Origin of the sequence: Gardnerella piotii (assembly GCF_049815665.1) — a bacterium.
Lineage (GTDB): Bacteria > Actinomycetota > Actinomycetes > Actinomycetales > Bifidobacteriaceae > Bifidobacterium > Bifidobacterium piotii.
The window spans coordinates 1,373,253-1,389,394 of the sequence record NZ_CP187450.1 but is presented as its reverse complement, the minus strand read 5'-3'; the positions used below and the strand labels follow the sequence as shown (position 1 = coordinate 1,389,394).

Here is a 16,142-nt window from a genome sequence, read left to right as displayed (position 1 = left end):
TATGGCATACTAGAGAACGGTGGCGCTGCAAGCCGCCAAAGCATTCGACGGCGTCGATCCCCTCGCGCGTTTTATCGCATGATTTTTAATCGAGGCAGGTGTCCGCTGTCGCGCAGCTAGACTTTGTTAACAGCCCGAGGGGTGGCTCGCATAAGCGTGCCCATTCCAGGCTAAGAGCGCGAGACGATTGCAGCGTTTCGCTAGGAGCATTGTGCCCAGAGTAACGCGAGAAAGCTTCAACGTATTTGAAGCAGACGATAATAAAAAAGATAAAAATGAAAATGCTAATTCTAGTGCTAGCGAGAATGCTGGTGCTAATGCTAGCGTAAATCCTAATGCTACTTCCGCTAGAGTTGGCGGCGTTGTTAATGTTGTTTCTGGTGCTAAAGATGCTGCTAACGGCGTGCGTCGCAGGCGCGCTGGAAGGCGTGTAGTTAGGGTTGCAGGAGCTGCTGGCGAATCGATGAAGTTGCACGTTGAAGGCGGAGATACTCAAGATTTGCGCTCTGGAGTAGCGGCGGCGGATTCTGCGCCTTTTGTTGCGGATTCTGCGGCAGATAGTTCTTATGCACAGCAGCAATCTCAAGCGCATTTGCGACCAATAACATCGCTTTTGTTCCAAGAGCCAGTTTTGCCTCAACGCGAGCATTCTGCTGAAAGCCGCGATGCGGATTCGGATTACGAAGATTCAAATAGTAATAAGCGCGATTCGCACAGCCGTCGTGATTCTCGTGATTCGCGTGATTCTCGCAGTAAAGACGATAGTAGACGAAATAGCCGAGAGTCGCGTAATAATCGCAAGTCAACAGACAATAGTTTAGATTTTAGCGAATCACTTGAAAACAAAGACGATTTTAGTGAAGACACAAATCGCAATTCTAAAAAATCGCGTAAAACTCGCTCGAACAAGTCTTATGCCAAAGCTAAAAGCGGCCGCGAAACTTTTGACGATAATTATGATTTGCAAGACGACGATACGCAATTGATTCGCGTGCGTTCTAGAGTAAATCGCGACGAGAAAAACGCGCAAATTGAGCAAGATAAAAATGCGAATCAAGATGAATCGCAAGCAAGTGAGCGCGGCGAGTATGGAAGCCAGAACGCCCGAAAATCGCGCAAAAATCGCAGACTTAACGCTGCAGAGCGCAGAGCTGCTGCCGAGGTTGAGCAAATCGAAGAAGACCTTGAATACGACGATATAACTTACGCGCCAATAGAAAATCGTAAAGCTGGAAAAGCCTCTAGAAGACTTGACTATAGCGATTTTGAGGATGATTTTAGTGGAGATTTTGCCCGAAATCGCGTTGATAACTTTGATAGCGTTGACGATGCTTATAGCGCAGATAACGCAGATAACGCAGATTCAAATGAAGTCTACGCAAAAGAATCCGATTTGCAAGACGACGAGGATGGCGTTGTAACAAGGCGCAGGCGTCGCAGGCGCTCCTCTAGAGTAGATAGGGCAGATAGAGCAGATAATGCCAATAAATCTGCCGAATCCGAAGAATCTTCTTCCTTTAATTCAACGTCTAGCAAGTACAGCGTAGACGAAATTGAGGTTTCTCAAGAAGACCGAGATTTGATTCCAGACCCAGAAGAATTGCGATCTCAAGACGAAGAAGTTTACACGCGTAGGCGCAGGCGTCGCAGATCCAAGATTGCAGATGACTCAAGCGCTAGTGAATCGCGATTTGACTCTGCAGAGACGGATTCGCAAAGTCGAAGGTCTAGAAAACAGCAATATATTGACGAAATCACAGATATTGAAGGCTCCACAAGGCTGGAAGCCAAAAAGCAGCGCCGCCGCGATAATCGCAGAGAGCGCAACCGCCAGAACTTGCTTATGGAGCAAGACTTTTTGGCAAGGCGTGAAAACGTTGACAGACTTATGGTTGTGCGCGAACGCGATCGTCACACGCAAATATCTGTAATCGAAGACAACATTCTTGTAGAGCATTACGTTTCCGACATTCAAGAAGTTGCAACCGTTGGAAACATTTACCTTGGCCGCGTGCAAAACGTTTTACCAAGCATGGAGGCTGCGTTCGTAGACATTGGTCAGGCTAGAAACGGCGTGCTTTACGCTGGCGAAGTCAACTGGGATACAACCAGGCTAGAAGGTCAGCCGCGAAGAATGGAGCTTGCGTTTAAGGCGGGAGACCCTGTTTTAGTGCAGGTTACTAAGGACCCTATAGGCCATAAGGGTGCGCGACTAACATCGCAAGTAACGCTTGCTGGAAGGTTCTTGGTGCTGGTGCCGTCTGGAGCGATGACGGGTGTAAGTCGCAAGCTATCCGACCGCGAGCGAAGCCGACTTCGCGCAATCGTAAGCAAAATCGCGCCTAAAGACATGGGCATAATCATTAGAACTGCTGCCGATGGTGCTAGTGAAGATGCGATTGAAAAAGACCTTGAGTCGCTTGTAAAACAGTGGGATCGCATAGAAGCAAAGCGCCAGGAATTCTTGCATGGAAAGCGTCCAAAGCTGTTGCAAGGCGAGCCAGACGTGGCAATTCGCGTTGTTCGAGACATTTTTAACGACGACTTCCAAAAGATGATTGTGGAAGGCAAGGGCGCGTACGACCGCATTTGCGAATACTTGGAGATGATGGCGCCTGATTTGCAAAGCAAGATTGAGTACTGGGATCCTGCAAAGCATGAAGGTAAAGACGTGTTTGACAAGTGGCAAATCGACAGCCAGCTTAGAAAAGGCATGGAGCGCCAGGTTTATCTTCCTGCAGGCGGGTCGATTGTTATTGACCGAACGGAAGCAATGACAACGATTGATGTGAACACAGGCCGTTTTATTGGCCGCGGAAAGTCGCTGGAAGAGACTGTGACTCGTTGCAATTTGGAAGCTTCCGAAGAGATTGCGCGCCAGCTGCGACTTCGCGATATTGGCGGCATGGTTATGATCGACTACGTAGACATGGTTATGCCAGCAAACCGCGATCTTGTTTTGCGTAGGCTTGTTGAGTGTCTTGCGCGCGACCGCACAAAGCATCAAGTTGCGGAGGTTACGTCTCTTGGTCTTGTGCAAATGACGCGTAAACGAGTTGGGCAGGGGCTTGTTGAAGCGTTTTCGGAGGAGTGCCCAACGTGCAAAGGCCGTGGGTTTATTCTTCACGACGAGCCGACTGTGTCTTCGGAATACGCCGATCCGTACGCGCTTAAGGGCGGAGATCCGTTTATTAAGACCAATAAGCACGGCCACGGAAGCGTTGCAGACACTGCGCCTACAGTTAAGCAGGAGTCTAGTGCGGATGTTCGCGCTAAGTTGGCGAAGATTGCGGCTGCTGCTGCGTCTTCGGCGTTCTTTGAGGAGTCTTTGCGCAGAAGTTTGGACGGCGGTAAGGATGATGCGGATTCTGTGGATGTTGCGGATGCTGCGATTAGTGAGGATGTTGCGGATGTTGCGGATGCTGGCGATTTTTCAGTAGATGAGCCAGTAGATAAGCCAGCGGAAGAGTCGCAAGCAACCGTTGAATCGCAAGAAGCAACAGACGAGTCACAAGAAACAGACGAGTCGCAAGAAAAAACAGACGAATCAGAAAACTAAAAACGCCCAAAGTATAAGGCTTGAGTACAATAGTTTCTACTGTTTAGCTCGACTTTATAGATTAGCTCTTGACGTTAGTACAGGGGTAGGTGTATTTTTGATAGTCGGTGTCTTGCCGCATGTTCAATGCTGCGCGCGAGGCAAAAGTAAAGCTTTCAATTTAGCTAAGGAACGAATTATGTACGCGATTGTGAAGGCCGGTGGCCATCAAGAGAAGGTTGAGGTTGGAGACGCCATCCTCGTAAACCGTCTCGATGCAAAGAAGGGCGATACCGTGGAATTCCCGGTCGCGCTCGTTGTTGACGGTGCTAAGGTGACCTTAAGCGCTAAGGATCTTGCAAAGATCACAGTTAAGGCAGAAGTTCTTAACGACGAAGCTAAGGGTCCAAAGATTAGCATTATGAAGTATAAGAACAAGACTGGCGTGGCTCGCCGCAAGGGTCATCGTCAGAAGTTGACTCTCGTCAAGATCACGGCCATCGCCTGATTGACGGTGTTATAAACCTGAAAGGACAGCAAGATGGCACATAAGAAGGGTGCGTCCAGCTCGCGCAACGGTCGCGACTCACAGGCGCAATATCTTGGCGTTAAGAAGTTCGGTGGAGAAGCTGTTGTAGCTGGAAACATTATTGTTCGCCAGCGCGGCACCAAGTTCCATGCAGGACAGAACGTTGCTTTGGGCAAGGATCACACGCTGTATGCTTTGGTAGACGGCAATGTGAAGTTTGGCATTCGTCGCGATCGCAAGGTTGTAGACGTAGTTACCGCCTGAGTAACTCATTAATCTTCTAGCCGCACCCCGTTCGGTGCGGCTTTTTTGTTTGTTAGCGCGCGAATTCATAGGGCAAATCTGGCGAGTATTGAGCATCAAGTAAGGTAAAAGTTATGAGCGATTTTGTAGATCGAGTAACGGTACATGTTAAAGGCGGCGACGGCGGCGACGGTTCCGCAGGCGTGCGTAGAGAAAAATACAAGCCACTTGCAGGGCCAAATGGCGGCAATGGCGGCAATGGCGGAAGTGTTATATTCGTAGCCAATCGCAATGCAAATAGCTTGCTTGATTACCGATTTATGCCACATCGAGTAGCGCAAAGTGGCACAATGGGCTTGGGAGATACAAAAGACGGCTCCAAAGGAGAAGATCTTATACTCCCAGTGCCAGTTGGAACCGTGATTTTTGAGGCGAAGGGCGCATCGGGCGCGCAAAAAAGGCCAGGCAATGTTTTGGCGGATTTGCAACACGTAGGAGACACTTTCGTAGTCGCAGCAGGAGGCGCAGGCGGTCTTGGAAACGCAGCTCTTGCAAACAAGGTGCGTCGCGCTCCCGGATTTGCGCTGCTTGGCGAGCCTGGCGAAGAGCGAGACGTAATCCTAGAGCTAAAGTCAATCGCAGACGTGGCACTAGTTGGATTCCCGTCTGCAGGAAAGTCAAGTCTTGTAGCGTCAATCAGCGCTGCAAAGCCAAAAATCGCAGATTATCCGTTTACAACGCTTGTGCCAAATCTTGGTGTAGTCAGTTTTGGCGAATATCGCTACACAATCGCAGATGTGCCAGGGTTGATTCCAGGAGCTTCCGAAGGAAAGGGCTTGGGGCTTGAGTTTTTGCGTCACATTGAGCGCACGGAAATAATCGCGCACGTAATCGACTGTGCAACGCTAGAGCCAAATCGCGACCCAATCAGCGATTATAAGGCTTTGGAACACGAGCTTTCGCAATACGCAAACAAGCTTGATTTGCCGCTTGGAGCGATTCCTATTCCCGAGAGGCCGCGAATTATTGTGCTTAACAAGATTGATGTGCCAGAAGCAAAAGAGCTGGCAGAATTTGTGCGAAGCGATTTTGAAAAAATGGGCTTGCCAGTTTTTGAGATTTCTACTGCATCTCACGAAGGCTTGAAAGAGCTTGGTTTTGCGCTTGGAAAGATGGTTGCTAGTATGCGCGAAAAGCTTGCTGAGCAAGAGGCAGCGCGCGAAGAAGAGCGAGTTGTTATTCAGCCGCTTGAGCAGCCAGCATTAAGACGCAGGCGCGATGATGGCCGCGGAAGTGCTAGCGACTTTACAATCGAGCGCGAAGAAGACAAAAATGGCGACTTCTGGTTTACTGTTACGGGCGCTAAGCCAGAGCGTTGGGTTGTGCAAACAAACTTCGACAACGACGAGGCAGTGGGCTATTTGGCGGATCGCTTAGCGAAGCTTGGCGTAGAAGACGAGTTGCGCAAGAAGGGCGCGCGACCAGGAGACGAGATTAGGATTGGCCGCGGAAACCGCATGGTTTGCTTCGACTGGGATCCAAGCATTGCAGCAGGCGCGGAAGGTTTGGATGGCGCAAGCCTTGGTGCGCGCGGAAAAGACTTGCGACTTGAGGCAAATGACCCGCGTGGCGCAAGGCGCACTAATGCGGAGCGCCGCCGCGACTACCACACAATGATGGATGCAAAGAGTGCCGTGCGAGACGCTATGATGGCGGAACGCAAGCAAGGGCATTGGGCAGATCCATCGGTAGATGACGATAAACACGATGAGCAAAGCCTATTTGGGCGTGGAGAGTAATTGATTAATAATGGTTAATAAAGCAATTGAGCCTACCGAAAACGGGGTTCGGCGTTCAATTAGCAATGCGCGCACAATAGTCGTAAAAGTGGGGTCTAGCTCGCTAACTTCGCAAAATGGTCACTTAGATGTGCAAAAACTGCGCTCGCTAGTAGACGCCATTAGTCGCACGCAAATTAACGGCGCGCATGTTGTGCTTGTGTCTTCTGGCGCAATCGCAGCAGGATTTGGGCTGCTCGGCTTTGATTCTAGGCCAAAAGACGTTCCAACGCAGCAAGCTACGGCTTCGGTTGGTCAGGGTTTGCTTATGGCGCAATACGAGCAAGCATTTGCAAAATATGGTCTAAAAGTAGGGCAAATGCTGCTAACGGCAGACGTTACTATAAGTCCTTCGCGCTACCGCAATGCTCAACGCACAATGCTTAGGCTGCTGGAATTAGGCGTTGTGCCAATCGTAAACGAAAACGATGCTTTGTCTAGTAACGAAATACGTTTTGGAGATAACGATAGGCTGGCGGCGCTTGTTGCAAACATTGTTCGCGCAGATGCGCTGGTGCTTTTAACAGACGTAGACGCGCTTTATACGGCTCCGCCCAGCGAGCCAGGTGCTAAGCGGATTAGCTTTGTTGCAGATGTTACGCGCGCGCTAGACGATATTAAAGTTGGCGAAAGCGGATCGGGCGTTGGTACAGGCGGAATGGTAACCAAGATGGATGCGGCGCATATTGCTGCTGTTTCTGGAATCCCAACGCTTTTGACGTGTGCGAGTAGCGCGGAGAGTGCGCTAGCTGGCGATTCGGTTGGAACCGTTTTTGCGCCACTAAACTCGCGCGCGTCTTCTAGAAGACTTTGGATTGGTTTTGCGTCTAATCCGCATGGTGCGATTATTGTAGATTCTGGTGCTGCTGCAGCCGTTTGCGCAGGGCGAGCAAGCCTGTTGGCTGCTGGAATCGTAGGGGTTACTGGCGATTTTTGTGCGAGCGACCCAGTGTGGATTGATGATGAGCATGGCAATCACTTAGCCAAAGGACTAGTTGCATTCGATTCAGATGAGATACCGCAGGTAATGGGGCTTACAACGGATGACTTAGAGGCCACTTTGGGGCGGCAATACGCGCATCCTGTGGTTCATCGCGATAATCTTGTGCTTTTATAGTGTTTGCTGCGAATCGACTTGCATGAGCGCTTAAAGCGTAGCGTGCGAATGCACTTCGATTCGCTGAGCCGCTTAAATGTAAAGTCCAGTGGACTTTACATGCGGCGAAGACGTTCGCGCGCTTAGACCGCGCGAACGATTTTTGCACTTTCCTTGCTTGGTATTGCGCGAGGTTTGAGTATTTCTCTCCTCGCAAGTGACGCGCTCCTTTACGGGGGTCTTATGAACGTTAATATTCCAAGGCCTTAGTATGGCGCTATTTATTGCTCGTAGAGAAATACATCAAACCTTCTGGATATCTAGAACTTTTGCGTTGTTTTCATCACCGAGATTCTCGATTTTTCTTGCTCTCTCGGCGAGTCACCACCTTCGGCGCTGAGGCTCACCTCTTTCGCGGCGAAAAATCTCGAATCTCTACCTCGCTTGGTGCATTTTCGTGAAATAACGTGTAATGGCTAAACTGTAGAGTATGGCAGAAAATATCGCAGCAAATATGGCAGAAAACGAGTCGCGAATCGCAGAAGGCTCATCGCAGATCGCAGCAAATACATCAAACTCCCAATGGCGCTCTATGAGCAATCGCATTAACAAAGTGGCGCCAAGCGCAACGCTTGCTGTAGATGGCAAAGCAAAAGCGATGAAAGCTGCAGGAATCGACGTTATTAGCTTCGGCGCAGGTGAACCTGATTTTCCAACGCCGCTCTACATTGTGGAAGCCGCAGCCGCCGCATGCAAAGATCCAAAAAACTACAAGTACACAGCTACGGCTGGTCTTCCAGAGTTGCGCGAGGCGATTGCGCGCAAAGTTAAGCGCGATTCTGGCTACGATGTTTCTCCAGATCAAGTTGTTGTAACGAATGGCGGCAAACAGGCTGTTTACGAAGCATGCCAGATTCTGCTAAACGACGGCGACGAAGTTATAATTCCAGCGCCATATTGGACAAGCTACCCAGAGGCAGTAAAACTTGCAGGCGGCGTGCCAGTGGCGGTTATGGCTGGCGCGGATCGCGGTTTTGAGCCAGATATTGATGCGATTGAGGCGGCTCGCACACCGCGCACGCGTGCGATTATTGTAACTTCGCCTTCTAATCCAACAGGCGCTATTTGGAGCGCTCAAACAATTCGCGCGATTGGCGAATGGGCCGTAAAGCATCATATTTGGGTGCTTTCCGACGAAATCTACGAGCACTTGCATTACGATGGCGTAAAAACTTCGTACATTGGCGTGGAAGTGCCAGAAGTGCGCGACCAGCTGCTTGTTTTGAATGGCGTTGCAAAAACTTACGCAATGCCAGGTTGGCGTGTTGGATGGATGGTTGCGCCACTTGAGGCCGCAAAAGCCGCGATTAAGCTTCAAAGCCACATGACGTCTAACGTTTCTAATATTTCGCAGCGCGCAGCTCTTGCAGCAGTCGGCGGACCATTAGATGAAGTTGCAAAAATGCGTGATTCCTTCGACGCTCGTCGCAAGGCGATTGTGCAAGCGCTGAACAGCATGGAGGGCGTAACTTGCCCTCTTTCGCACGGCGCTTTCTACGCGTTTGCAAACGTTGAGGCGCTGCTTAATCGCCCATTGGGCAAGGATTCTAAGATTCCAGGCACATCGTCTGTGTTCGCACAAATGCTTCTTGGCGAAGCGCATGTTGCTGCTGTTCCTGGCGAGGCTTTTGGCGCGCCTGGTTACTTGCGATTCTCGTGCGCTTTGGCGGATAGTCAGCTTGCTGAGGGCATGAGGCGCATGAAGCAGTGGATTGAAGGCGGTAGCGCGCTTTAAAGTCGGAAGCTTCCGCGCGTTTAGCGACACTCGCTAATCATAATAAAAACCCTTAAATCTTGCCCTTCCGCTATCATGAATATTCGGCGGTTTTGCCAAGTCAACCTTTTTAAGGTATGATTAGCAAGTTCACCTAGGGATGTGGCGCAATTGGTAGCGCAACGGTCTCCAAAACCGTAGGTTGTGGGTTCGAGTCCCGCCGTCCCTGCCAGTTTTATTGTTAACAATTTTCAAACGAAGGATTCAAGCATGGCCAAGGCAAAAGAGAAGAAGCCAAATTTGTTCATGCGTATTGGCATGTTCATTAAGCAAACTATTGACGAAACGCGCAAAGTCGTAGCTCCACACGGCAAAGAGTTGTTTGCTTGGTCTGCTTCCGTGTTTATTTTTGTTATTTTCTTGATGGTTTTTGTCACTGTTATGGACTTCGGTTTAGGCAAGTCCGTTATGTGGCTGTTTGGCTGATTTAAACGAATTTTGAGGGTGTGCAAATATGACTGACGAGTTGAATCTCGAAAATGTTGAGTCTGTAGAGAATTTTGCTGATTTAGATGCAGCTTCTGCTGCTGCAGATGCGCCTGAGCAGGCTGAATCTACGGTTGCTGGCGATTCGCCAGTGGAGAATAGTGCTGATTCTGCCGACAATTCTGCTGATTCTGCTGAAGATTCCGAAGATTCCGCAGACGCAAATCCTACAGACGCTGGCGCCGCCGCAGTCGCCGAGTTTTCCAAGACTTTGCGAACTCTTGAAGGCAAGTGGTACGTTCTTCACACCTACTCTGGCTACGAGAAGCGCGTTAAAACTAACGTTGAATCTCGCGTTCAAAGCTTTGGTTTGGAAGACAAGATTTTCCAGATTGAAGTTCCAATGGAAGAGGTTGAAAAGCACACAGACAAGGGCAAGAAGGTTATTACCCGTGTGCGTGTTCCAGGATATGTGCTTATTCGCATGTGGCCAGACGAGAATGCTCGCCGCATTGTGCGCGAGACTGAAGGCGTTACTGGTTTTGTTGGCCCATCTAAGGAACCAGCGCCTCTTAGCCGCAAGGAAGTTATTGATATGATGGCTCCTATGATTGCGTCTGAGGCGTTGAAGAAGGCTGGAGATAAGCCAGCTGCTGCTCGCAAGCGCAAGGTGGAAGTTGCCTACAAGGTTGGCGATCAAGTTACAGTTACAGACGGCCCATTCGCAACTATGGCTGCTGTAGTTTCGGACGTAGATCCTACAACGCAAAAGCTTACAGTTCTTGTTTCTATCTTTGGTCGAGAGACTCCTGTGGAGCTTGGCTTTGACCAGGTAGAGCCTATTGTTTGATAGTTGTTGTTTAAATAGCTATTAAATAGGTTTAGGCTTTTAGGCGATTTTATGGATTTTAAGGGATTTAATTCTCGATGAATTTTATCTTTTTAGACTCTGTTGATTCTACGCAAAATATTGCGCGAAAAGAGCTTCTTAATTGCGATTTTGAAAGCTCTTCAATTTTGAATCCGCTTGTTTGTGCGATTATTGCAAACAATCAAAGTTCTGGCAGAGGCCGTCTTGGTCGCAAGTGGGTTAGCGAATCGGGGCAAAGCTTTCTAGCGTCTTATGGTGCTATTTTGCCAAAAAGCGTTGTGATTGACCACAAATACAACGGATGGCTGCCTATGATTGCAGGGCTTTGCGCAAGAGATGCGCTGATTGACGCGCTTAAAGAAGTTGGCGCGCGCAAAATCTGCGAAGTCGGCGATTGCGAAAGTAAAATTTGCGATTTTGGTCAAGAAATAAAAATCAAATGGCCAAATGACATTTTTATTGGCGATTGCAAAGAAGGCGGAATTTTAACCGAAATCGCAGCTATTGCAAATAATAGCTATGTTGCAAATCATGAATCTTCGCAACAAAATATTGGCGTTATTTTTGGAATCGGCCTTAATCTTAATGTGTCTAAAGAGTCGCTTCCAATTGAGCAGGCAACATCTTTACAAATGCATTACGCGAATCTTCCAGACGCTATGGAGTTAAGGGATATTATTGCTAAGCGTTTAGCGAAAAACTTAAACAATAGACTAGCGAGTTTTGTTCAAAATCCTGCACAAAGCGCATTGTGCTTGCGTGAGGAAGTTAGCGCAGTTTGTTGGACTCTTGGGCGCAAAGTTAGCGTGTATGCGCCAGAAGTTAATAGTGAGCTAAATAACGGTGAATGCGTAGAAGGCGTTGCACAGAGCATTAATGATGATGCTTCGCTTTTGATTCTTAAAGACTCGGGAGAATCTGCGATTGTGCACACGGGCGACGTTCATGCGCTTAGTTCGTTTGCGCGACGACCTGCCTGAGCGCTTAAAGCGTAGCGCGCGAAGCGCTTTGACTGAGCTTGAGATTGCATAACGCATTTCAAGCTCTTTCAAAGCGCCCATGCAAGTAGATTCGCGCGCGTGTCGTGTCGCTTGATTCCGCACTTTGTACCAAATTTGACCCAAAACACGTACAAAAAGCGGAATAGAAGATCATGTCGTTAGCGCGGTCTAAGCGCGCTAACGACTTCGCCGCGCAGAAGCAGTGCTTCTGCTTTGAGCGGCTCAGCGCTCCGAATTGCCTTTTCGCGCTACGCTTTGAGAGAAAAGGCAGGTCGTCGCGCATATCGCATCACGCATTGGTGTTGCGCTTAAACGCTCCATACAATCCTGCGTAAGCGGCGCTAGCGATTGCAGCCTTAATAATATCGCCCACAATAAAACCAGTAGAAGCCACGGCGATTGCCCACACAGGCAAGTGCATCATAAGCGATTGACCTACAAATCCAAATGCGTAAATCACAAGAGAACCAACAACAGACGCTGCAAAATATGCGCCAAATCGTGCAAATTTCTTAGCAACAGAATCCTCTGGCATAGCAGCATTAACAACGCCTTCGAGCGCAGACTTTACAAGCGCAATCGCAGCCACGCCGAATACGAATCCAACAAGGAATCCAACGCTAGGGCCTGCAAAAGCCACAACGCCACTCTTTCCGCCTGCAAACACTGGCATTCCAGCAGCACCAATCGCAAGGTACATAAGCACAGAGCTAACGGCCTGGCGCCAAGTCAAAGTAAGACCTGCCAAAGCCAAAACCAAAGTTTGCAAAGTAACAGGAACAGGAGTTCCAGGAATTGGCAATGCGCCAGCCATAGTGGCAGCACTAATAAGAACAGTAAACAAAAACGCCTTAGCAAATGGAACGGCTAAGCGATTAATGTCAAATGCCTTAGATGTAACTGCGCCAGAGTTTGCGCTAGAGTTTGATTCAAAATTAGCCACGATATCCTTCTTTCGTATTGTTTTTCGTTGCTGAATCAAACATTAGACAAGAATCGGGCATCGCGCGTTGGAGAAGTTTACAAAAAATCGCATAATGTTTTGTTCAAATTCACGGATACTATAAGCCAAATTTCCTATAACTTGTAACGTATGGTTACGAATATCAAAAAAATACTTGTGGCAAATCGCGGCGAAATCGCGCTTAGAGTGATTCGCACTGCTCAAGAGATGGGAATACAAACTGTAGCTATTTATGCGGCATCCGACCGTCAAGCGCAGTATGTTGAGATGGCAAGCGAAGCGTACGCGCTTTCTGGAGACACGTACAGAGACACTTATTTAAACGAAGACGCGATTGTAGACATTTTGCATAAAAGCGGCGCGGATGCTGTGCACCCTGGCTACGGATTCTTATCGGAAGTAGCGAGTTTTGCGCAAAAGGTGATTGATGCTGGCGCTGTGTGGATTGGTCCGAAGCCAGAAGCGCTTATTGATTTGGGGGATAAAATAACCGCTCGCCGCGTTGCAATTCGCGCTAAAGTGCCGCCAGTTCCAGGAATCTCGGAGCCAGTAAAAGACATTCGAGAATTGCTGACTTTTGCGCAAACACACGGCTACCCAGTTATGATGAAGCGCACGGATGGCGGTGGCGGCCGCGGAATAACCGTTGTGCACAACGATGACGAGCTTCGCGGATTCTACATGAACCACGACGCTTTGCAAGGCGGCGACCTTGACGAGTACTTTATTGAGCGTTTTATAGACAAGGCTCGCCACGTGGAAACGCAAGTTGGCCGCGATTCGCATGGAAACTTCACCATATATTCCACGCGCGATTGCTCGGTGCAGCGCCGAAACCAAAAGTTGGTTGAGGAAGCACCAGCACCATTCCTTACCGATGATGAGAATGCTCAGCTTCACCGATATTCTCGTAACCTATTTGAAGCTGTTGACTACGTTGGTTTGGGCACGTGCGAATATATGGTGACATCTCAACACAAAGTTTACTTTTTGGAAGTGAACCCACGATTGCAAGTTGAGCACACAGTTAGTGAGGAAGTTAGCGGACTAGATCTTGTGCGCGAACAGCTTACGATTGCCGACGGCGGCGAGCTTACGCAAAATCACCCTTCGCGTGGGCATAGCTTTGAGCTTAGAATCACTTCGGAAGATCCAGCAACGAATCTTACGCCTAGTGCAGGCACGCTAACAAAAATAGAATGGCCATCGGGCCCTGGAATTCGCGTGGATTCTGGCGTAGAAGTTGGAGATAGTGTGTCTCCAAAATTCGACTCCATGATGGGCAAGCTTATTGTTACGGCGCAAAATCGCGATGCGGCAATTGCTCGCGTAAGGCGTGCGCTTAAGGAGCTTTGCATTGAGGGCGTGCCTACTCCTGCTAAGCTTTTTGAGCAAATTTTTAACGACCCTGATTTTACTGCTCAAGATCACGATTTTGATATTTCTACAAAATGGCTTGAACGCAAGTATTTGAACCGTACTGCTGCAGCGGCAAATGGCGGACAGCCCGCTTCTTTAGATTCCAATAAGGCTAGTGAAGACTCGCAAAATAAGCCGACTAAAATGGAATCTTTTGTAATAGAAGTAGACAATAAGCGCGTAAAACTTACGATTCCGCAAGATATTGTAGACAATCTTACTGGCTCAGCACGAGTTAGAAACACAGTTCGCGCATCGCAGCCACTTAGAGGTCGGGGATTAAGAGGAGATACTCACAAGTCGGAAACGCCGAAGGATGCTCCTGGCGTGATTTCTGCTCCAATGCAAGCTGTGATTACGCGTGTAAACGTTGCGGAAGGTCAGAGCGTAGCCAAAGGCGATTTACTTGCTGTTCTTGAATCCATGAAAATGGAAAACTACGTTTACGCACCTGCAGCTGGCGTAGTTACGGGCATTTTTGTGGGGCCTGGAGATGGTGTAGAAGCAGGCGAAAAGCTTGTAACAATTGACGTGACTAAAGGCGGTAGTGCAAAATGAGTGCGCTTACTAAAGATGATACGCAAGTTGCAAAAGATGTTAATAAAAGCGCTGCACAAGTTAATAAAGACGCGCAAAATGCGCAAGACACGCAGCCTACGCAGCCTACGCAGCCTACGCAGCCTCAGCGCGGAAAAGCAGCCGTAGAACACGCGGCTCGCCTTGCTAGAGACGCCGAGCAGAATGCTTTAGAGCGCCAGCATGCAAAGGGAAAATCCACTGCCAGAGAGCGCTTGGATTTGCTTTTTGATACGGGAACGTTTGAAGAAATCGGCCGCTTTAACGGCGGAGACATAAATAACGATGTTGCAGGATGCGCTGTAATCACTGGCTTTGGCGAAGTGTACGGCAAAAAAGTGGCCGTGTATGCGCAGGATTTTTCCGTTCGTGGCGGCACGCTTGGACGCGCTGAAGGCCAGAAGATTTGTCATCTTCTAGACATGGCGTTGCAGCTTGCAGTTCCAGTTGTTGCGCTAATCGACTCGGGCGGCGCTCGCATTCAAGAAGGCGTTAACGCGCTTACGCAATATGGCAGAATCTTCAAAAAAACTTGTGAAGCAAGCGGTTTAATTCCGCAAATTTCCTTGATTTTAGGACCTTGTGCTGGTGGCGCAGTTTATTGCCCTGCTCTTACGGATTTTATAATCATGACTCGCGAGCATTCCAACATGTTTGTAACTGGTCCAGATGTTGTTAAGGCAGCTACTGGCGAGTCGATTAGCATGGACGATTTGGGTGGTGGGTATGTGCATAACTCCACTTCGGGCGTTGCTCACTATTTGGGCGAAGACGAGGCAGACGCCATTGACTACGCGCGCACAATCCTTGCTTATTTGCCGCAAAATTGCAATCAAAATCCACCAACATTTGCATACGCTGCCACTCGCGCAGACAGAGAAACTGCTAAGCAGCTTGCGACTATTGTTCCGAGCAATGATCGCCAGCCGTACGACGTTTTAGACGTTATTCGCGCAATCGTAGATTATGGCGAATTTGTGCAAGTTCAAGAGCTTTATGCTGCATCTGCGGTTGTTGGTTTTGCTTGCATAGACGGGCATCCTGTTGGAATAGTGGCAAATCAGCCTAAGGTAAACGCGGGAATTTTAGACGTTAATTCTTCCGAAAAAGTAGCGCGATTTGTGCGATTGTGCGACGCGTTTAATCTTCCTGTTGTAACTCTTGTAGACACTCCTGGATACAAGCCAGGGTCTGACCAGGAGCACGCTGGAATTATTCGCAGAGGCGCAAAAGTAATTTACGCATACGCAAACGCGCAAGTTCCGCTTGTTACCGTGATTTTACGCAAGGCTTTTGGTGGAGCATACATTGTAATGGGCTCAAAGTCTATGGGCGCAGACTTTAACTATGCTTGGCCTACCAGCCAGATAGCGGTTTTGGGCGCTCAAGGAGCTGTGAACATTATTCATCGCAAGGATTTGCAAAAAGCAAAAGAGCGCGGTCAAGATGTTGACGCTTTAAGAAAAAAGCTTGTTGAGAATTACGAAAATACCACTGTAAACGCGAATCTTTCGCTGGAAACTGGCCAGATTGACGCAATGATAGATCCTGAGCAAACAAGAGATGTTATTGCTAATTCTTTGAAGATTTTAAGAAGTAAAAAACGCGTTTCGAGAACGGGGAAGCATCATGGAAACCAGCCAATGTGATTTTAGGGTGATTTTAGGGTGATTTTAGGGTGATTTGAGATGATTTGGCAGCCGCGCAAAAGTCGCAAGCAGCCGCGGACGCGACTAGCAACAAGTCACAAATAATCCAAAACATAAACAATACAAAAGTCACAAATAATCCAAAACACAAATCTTAA

12 protein-coding genes and 1 tRNA gene are annotated in these 16,142 nt (G+C 48.6%); 12 read left to right on the top strand and 1 reads right to left on the bottom strand.

The genetic code is table 11. The annotated features are described in order from the left end of the window. Positions 1-211: 211 nt before the first annotated feature. From ACPEIW_RS05590 to ACPEIW_RS05545, 10 genes are all read left to right on the top strand, one after another. Entirely contained in the window at positions 212-3,559 is a 3,348-nt protein-coding gene (locus tag ACPEIW_RS05590; RefSeq protein ID WP_425663544.1) for an Rne/Rng family ribonuclease, read from the top strand. A 178-nt stretch (positions 3,560-3,737) separates the two neighbouring features. Then, positions 3,738-4,046, top strand: a complete 309-nt coding sequence (rplU, locus tag ACPEIW_RS05585; protein ID WP_004111933.1) for a 50S ribosomal protein L21 — start codon at positions 3,738-3,740, stop codon at positions 4,044-4,046. A gap of 33 nt (positions 4,047-4,079) precedes the next feature. After that, on the top strand, positions 4,080-4,331 hold the full coding sequence (gene rpmA, locus ACPEIW_RS05580) for a 50S ribosomal protein L27 (RefSeq protein ID WP_004106248.1): 252 nt from the start codon (positions 4,080-4,082) through the stop codon (positions 4,329-4,331). Positions 4,332-4,444: 113 nt separating this feature from the next. Continuing rightward, the gene (obgE, locus tag ACPEIW_RS05575; protein ID WP_425663541.1) at positions 4,445-6,109 is read left to right on the top strand and encodes a GTPase ObgE; all 1,665 of its coding nucleotides are present in this window, start codon (positions 4,445-4,447) and stop codon (positions 6,107-6,109) included. Between the two features lie 10 nt (positions 6,110-6,119). Continuing rightward, positions 6,120-7,265 (top strand): glutamate 5-kinase, encoded by a 1,146-nt coding sequence (gene proB / locus ACPEIW_RS05570; RefSeq protein ID WP_016790710.1) that lies wholly within the window; start codon positions 6,120-6,122, stop codon positions 7,263-7,265. Positions 7,266-7,734: 469 nt separating this feature from the next. Continuing rightward, the gene (locus tag ACPEIW_RS05565; protein WP_425663539.1) at positions 7,735-9,039 is read left to right on the top strand and encodes a pyridoxal phosphate-dependent aminotransferase; all 1,305 of its coding nucleotides are present in this window, start codon (positions 7,735-7,737) and stop codon (positions 9,037-9,039) included. Positions 9,040-9,174: 135 nt separating this feature from the next. Further along, a tRNA-Trp gene (locus tag ACPEIW_RS05560) sits at positions 9,175-9,250 on the top strand. A gap of 38 nt (positions 9,251-9,288) precedes the next feature. Beyond that, positions 9,289-9,504: a preprotein translocase subunit SecE gene (secE, locus tag ACPEIW_RS05555; RefSeq protein WP_004111941.1), complete on the top strand. Its 216-nt coding sequence runs from the start codon at positions 9,289-9,291 to the stop codon at positions 9,502-9,504. Between the two features lie 28 nt (positions 9,505-9,532). Beyond that, on the top strand, positions 9,533-10,354 hold the full coding sequence (gene nusG, locus ACPEIW_RS05550) for a transcription termination/antitermination protein NusG (protein WP_425663536.1): 822 nt from the start codon (positions 9,533-9,535) through the stop codon (positions 10,352-10,354). 77 nt (positions 10,355-10,431) lie between these two features. Further along, on the top strand, positions 10,432-11,355 hold the full coding sequence (locus ACPEIW_RS05545) for a biotin--[acetyl-CoA-carboxylase] ligase (RefSeq protein ID WP_425663534.1): 924 nt from the start codon (positions 10,432-10,434) through the stop codon (positions 11,353-11,355). A 310-nt stretch (positions 11,356-11,665) separates the two neighbouring features. On the opposite strand, the gene ACPEIW_RS05540 is transcribed toward ACPEIW_RS05545, so the two are convergent. Further along, positions 11,666-12,319, bottom strand: coding sequence for a biotin transporter BioY (locus tag ACPEIW_RS05540; protein ID WP_425663532.1), 654 nt, complete (start codon positions 12,317-12,319; stop codon positions 11,666-11,668). A 150-nt stretch (positions 12,320-12,469) separates the two neighbouring features. Between ACPEIW_RS05540 and ACPEIW_RS05535 the strand changes: the two genes are divergently transcribed. Then, positions 12,470-14,317 (top strand): acetyl/propionyl/methylcrotonyl-CoA carboxylase subunit alpha, encoded by a 1,848-nt coding sequence (locus ACPEIW_RS05535; protein ID WP_425663530.1) that lies wholly within the window; start codon positions 12,470-12,472, stop codon positions 14,315-14,317. Beyond that, positions 14,314-15,984, top strand: a complete 1,671-nt coding sequence (locus tag ACPEIW_RS05530; RefSeq protein WP_425663528.1) for an acyl-CoA carboxylase subunit beta — start codon at positions 14,314-14,316, stop codon at positions 15,982-15,984. The genes ACPEIW_RS05535 and ACPEIW_RS05530 overlap by 4 nt, the downstream gene beginning before the upstream one ends. Positions 15,985-16,142: the final 158 nt, after the last annotated feature.